The following is a 4540-nucleotide window of genomic DNA, read 5'->3' on the forward strand; positions in this document are numbered from 1 at the left end:
CGGCAGGGGCTTGATAGCTCAAGTCCTGCTGGGCGGGTCTGCTCAGTCGCGGCAGGGGCTTGATAATCAAGCCCCTGCGGCGATTGAGCAGCGGGGTCCGGGGCGGAGCTCCGTGGCGTAGGAACGGGGGGCCGGTCAGTTCTCCGCGAGGAGTTCGTCCGCGTCGACGATTCGGTAGGCGTAACCCTGTTCGGCCAAGAAGCGCTGGCGGTGCGCCGCGAAGTCCTGGTCGATGGTGTCACGGGCGACGACCGAGTAGAAGCGCGCCTCATGGCCGTCCGCCTTGGGACGCAGCACCCGGCCCAACCTCTGCGCCTCCTCCTGGCGCGAGCCGAACGTGCCGGACACCTGGATCGCCACCGTCGCCTCCGGCAGGTCGATGGAGAAGTTCGCGACCTTGGAGACCACCAGGACGTTGATCTCGCCCTGCCGGAACGCCTCGAAGAGCTTCTCGCGGACCGCGTTCGACGTCTCGCCCTTGATCACCGGCACGTCCAGGTGCTCGCCCAGCTCGTCGAGCTGGTCGATGTACTGGCCGATGACGAGCGTCTGCTCACCCGTGTGCTTACGGACCAGCGCCTCCGTCACCTTCTGCTTCGTGGCCGTCGTCGCACAGAACCGGTACTTCTCCTCGGCCTCGGCGGTCGCGTAGGCGAGCCGCTCGGAGTCCGTCAGGTTCACCCGGACCTCGACGCAGTCGGCGGGCGCGATGTACCCCTGCGCCTCGATCTCCTTCCACGGAGCGTCGAACCGCTTGGGGCCGATGAGCGAGAACACGTCGGACTCGCGCCCGTCCTCGCGTACGAGGGTCGCCGTGAGCCCCAGCCGGCGGCGTGCCTGGAGGTCGGCCGTGAACTTGAAGACCGGAGCGGGCAGCAGGTGCACCTCGTCGTAGACGACCAGGCCCCAGTCGCGGGAGTCGAACAGCTCCAGGTGCGGGTACACACCCTTCCGCTTCGTCGTCAGGACCTGGTACGTGGCGATGGTGACCGGGCGGATCTCCTTCTTCGTACCGCTGTACTCGCCGATCTCCTCCTCGGTCAGCGACGTCCGCCTGATCAGCTCGTGCTTCCACTGACGGGCCGAGACGGTGTTCGTGACGAGGATCAGCGTGGTCGCCTTCGCCTCGGCCATGGCGCCGGCGCCGACGAGCGTCTTGCCCGCGCCGCAGGGGAGGACGACGACACCGGACCCGCCGTGCCAGAAGTTCTCCACGGCCTGCTTCTGGTACGGGCGCAGGGACCACTCGGTCTCGTCGAGCGCGATCTCGTGCGCCTCGCCGTCCACGTATCCGGCGAGGTCCTCGGCCGGCCAGCCCAGCTTCAGCAGCGTCTGCTTGATCTGGCCGCGCTCGGAGGGGTGCACGGCGACGGTGTCGCCGTCGATGCGGGCGCCGACCAGCGGCTGGACCCGCTTCGAGCGGAGGATCTCCTCAAGGACGGGCCGGTCGGTGCAGGTGAGTACGAGGCCGTGCGCCGGGTGCTTGCTCAGCGTGAGGCGACCGTAGCGGCCCATCGTCTCGGCGATGTCGACGAGCAGCGCGTGCGGCACGGGGTAGCGGCTGAACTCCACCAGCGCGTCCACGACCTGTTCCGCGTCATGCCCCGCGGCCCGCGCGTTCCACAGCCCGAGCGGCGTGAGCCGGTAGGTGTGGATGTGCTCGGGAGCCCGCTCCAGCTCGGCGAACGCGGCGATGGCCCGGCGGCAGGCGTCGGCCTTCTCGTGATCGACCTCGAGGAGCAGGGTCTTGTCGCTCTGGACGATGAGTGGACCGTTCACGTACGCACTTCCTTCCGCACGGGCCAAACGTCCAGTGTGCCGCATCCCGGCAGGCAGGGGGCGTCACTGCTCGGAGAGCTCCGCCACCCCCGTCACGCGGTGCAGCGGATACGTACGGACCTCGTCGGCCGTGTGGTCGTACGCCGTGACGAAGCCGCCCTCGACGCGGACGGGGGCGATGACGCGCTGGCTCGCGGCGCCCTCCGCGTTGACGTAGCCGATCCACAGGGCCTCGCCGGTGAGGACAGCGGCCTGCATCGTGGCAAGGGTCTCGGCGGAGCCGGTGCGCGGCAGCTCGCCGTTGCTGGGATGGGCGGAGGCCTGCTTGCGGGGGGCGGTGGAGGCGGCGTCGCCCGCGCGGATCGCCCGCAGCGCCGCTTCGACGAGGGTGTCGTCGGGCAGCGGCGGGCCGTCCGGGACTGGGTCGGGCGCGGTGCGGGGCGGCGTGCGGTGGGCGTGCGCGCGGGCGATCAGGACGTCGCCCTCGGGGGTCTCGGCGGCCGGGGCGAAGCCCATGGAGCGCAGGCCTTCGAGGAGCGTGCCGGGGTCGGCCTGGGCCGCGAGGACGGTCGGCGCGACGCGGCGCAGGCGCAGAGACGCGGACCGCTTGTCCGCCATGATCTCGCCGAGCACGGCGTCGTCGTCGCACCGTACGTACGCGGAGGCCGCGCCGATCCGCAGGTGGCCGTGGCGGCGGGCGACGTCGTCGATGAGGTAGGCGAGGGGCTGCGGGACGGGGGTCCGGGAGTGTTCGGTGAGGAAGGCTTGCAGGTCGGATGCGGTGCGGCCGGAGTCGAGTGCGCGGCGGACGGAGCCGGGGGTGAAGCGGTAGACCGTGGCGCCGCCCTTCGACTCGATGTCGGCGAGGACGGAGAGGGCGTCGGCGAGGGGGCGTTCCAGGGGGCCGGGTGCCACCGCGGTGAGGTCGGCCTGGAGGAGGACGTGGCTGAGGGGTTCGGGGAGCAGGGGCGCAAGGAGCTTCGCGGCGCGGGCGGTTTCGGGGCTCTGCCCCGGACCCCGCGGGCTCTCGTCCAAGTGCGGGGCTTGAAAAGCCTGCTCAATCGCCGCAGGGGCTTGATGGTCGAGCAGCGCCCGGCCGTGCGCGGAGAGCGCTCCGCGGCCTGTGATGCCGAGGAGTTCGGATTCGGTGAGGGTCCAGTGGGCGAGGCGGGTGCGGAGGTCGAGGGTGGCGGGGGAGGAGGAAGAGGGGCGCGCAGCGCCTTCGTTGGAAGGGCGGTGGTGGGAGACGGGCGGGCGTTCCCAGGTGAGGCGTTCGATCACCGAGTCGGGCTCGGGGGAGGTGCCCTCCGGCAGTTCGTCGCGCAGCAGGGCGAGGACCCGGGCCCGTACTTCGGGAGCCGCGGAACGGTCCAGGTGCGGGCCGAGGGCGGACAGCGTCCTGTCCTTGCCGTCACGGCCGCCCACCAGGCCCGCCGTGCGCGTCGCGGGCAGCCACGCCGCCGCGAGCCGCTGCCAGCGCTCCGCGGGCGGCAGCAGCACCCACTCGTCGTACGCGGGCGTCGCGGCGTAGCGCTCGTCGGCCTCGCCGTCGGGGGCCAACAGGCCTGCCGCGTAGGCGAGTTCGACCCAGAAGGCGGCGGTCTGCTCGGTGCTGTCGAGGGCGACGGCGGTGCGCTTGAGGTCGCGGACGCTGAGGCCGCCCGCGCGGAGCACGGCGGGCCCGCCCTCGTCCCAGTCCTTCAGTAGCTCCTCGACGGTCGTCACCGCCGTGTACGCCTCGGCGGCCGCCGCCGCGTTCACAACCTGTGGACGGTGCGCCGCCTTCTCCCGCAGGGGCGGTGCGAGCGGTTCGAGCGTGCGGTGGGCGCGGCGGCCGCGCAGGTGCAGCGCCGTCTCGCGAGGCAGCACCACGGTGCCGGGGTTGGTCGGCACGAGCAGGCCGCGGTCGAGCAACCACCGCAGGTGCGCCGCCGGTTGGGCCGTGACCTGGCCGTACGGCGGGCCCCAGACCAGCCGGTTCAGCACGTCGATGGACTCGGTCGGCGCCTCGTCGAGCAGTGCCGACATACGGGTCGGGTCGGTGAAGAGGGCGGTGAGCGCGGCCACGGCGGAGACCGGATCGTGCGTCGACGGCAGGCCCGCCGCCGCGACGATCTCCTGCACGCGTCCCGGCGACATCCCGGCCGTGGCCTCGGCGACGGTGGGGCCGAGCCCGGTCGGGGACGGGTGCTGGGGGGTGGGGGCGAGCAGTTCGCGGGCGGTGCGGACGAGGCGCAGCTGGTCGTCGCCGCCCCAGGCGAGGGCCTGGCGGCGGAGGGTGGCGACGGCGCGGGGGAGCGCGGCGGCGGAGTCCTCGCCAGGGAGGAGGGATTCCAGCGTTTCGTACGTCGTCGGGTCCGGGGCCACGGCGAGGGCCTGCGCCACCTGCTGGGTGTAGCGGTCCAGGCGCTCGAGGGCGCGGATGACGGAGGCGCGGGTGCCGGCGCGGGTGGCGAGCTGCGTCATGTCGTTCGGCACGGGGCCGAGCAGATCGGGGCGGGTGCGCAGGAGCGCTGCGAGGGATCCGTCGTCGCGTGCGCGGAGCGCTTCCGCGAGGGAGCGGGGTGCTGCCGCGGTCGTCTGCTCGTCGCTGCTCATCCCACCCACGTTAGCGGCCTTCACCCCCCGCACCGGCGTTACGCCCTCGGGGCTCCGCCCCGGACCCCGCGCCTCAATCGCCGGCGGGGCTGGAAAGGCCGCCTCAAACGCCGGCGGGGCTGGAAAGATCGCCTCAATCGCCGGCGGGGCTTGATAGATCAAG

2 protein-coding genes are annotated in these 4540 nt (G+C 72.7%); both read right to left on the reverse strand.

Features of this window, described 5'->3' with window-relative positions:
* Nucleotides 1-135: 135 nt before the first annotated feature.
* The gene (locus ABT004_RS30130) at nucleotides 136-1779 is read right to left on the reverse strand and encodes a DNA repair helicase XPB (protein ID WP_351342958.1); all 1644 of its coding nucleotides are present in this window, start codon (nucleotides 1777-1779) and stop codon (nucleotides 136-138) included.
* Nucleotides 1780-1842: 63 nt separating this feature from the next.
* Nucleotides 1843-4377: a helicase-associated domain-containing protein gene (locus ABT004_RS30135; RefSeq protein ID WP_351342960.1), complete on the reverse strand. Its 2535-nt coding sequence runs from the start codon at nucleotides 4375-4377 to the stop codon at nucleotides 1843-1845.
* Between the last annotated feature and the right edge of the window lie 163 nt (nucleotides 4378-4540).

Origin of the sequence: Streptomyces sp. NPDC002790, assembly GCF_040295505.1 — a bacterium.
Lineage (GTDB): Bacteria > Actinomycetota > Actinomycetes > Streptomycetales > Streptomycetaceae > Streptomyces.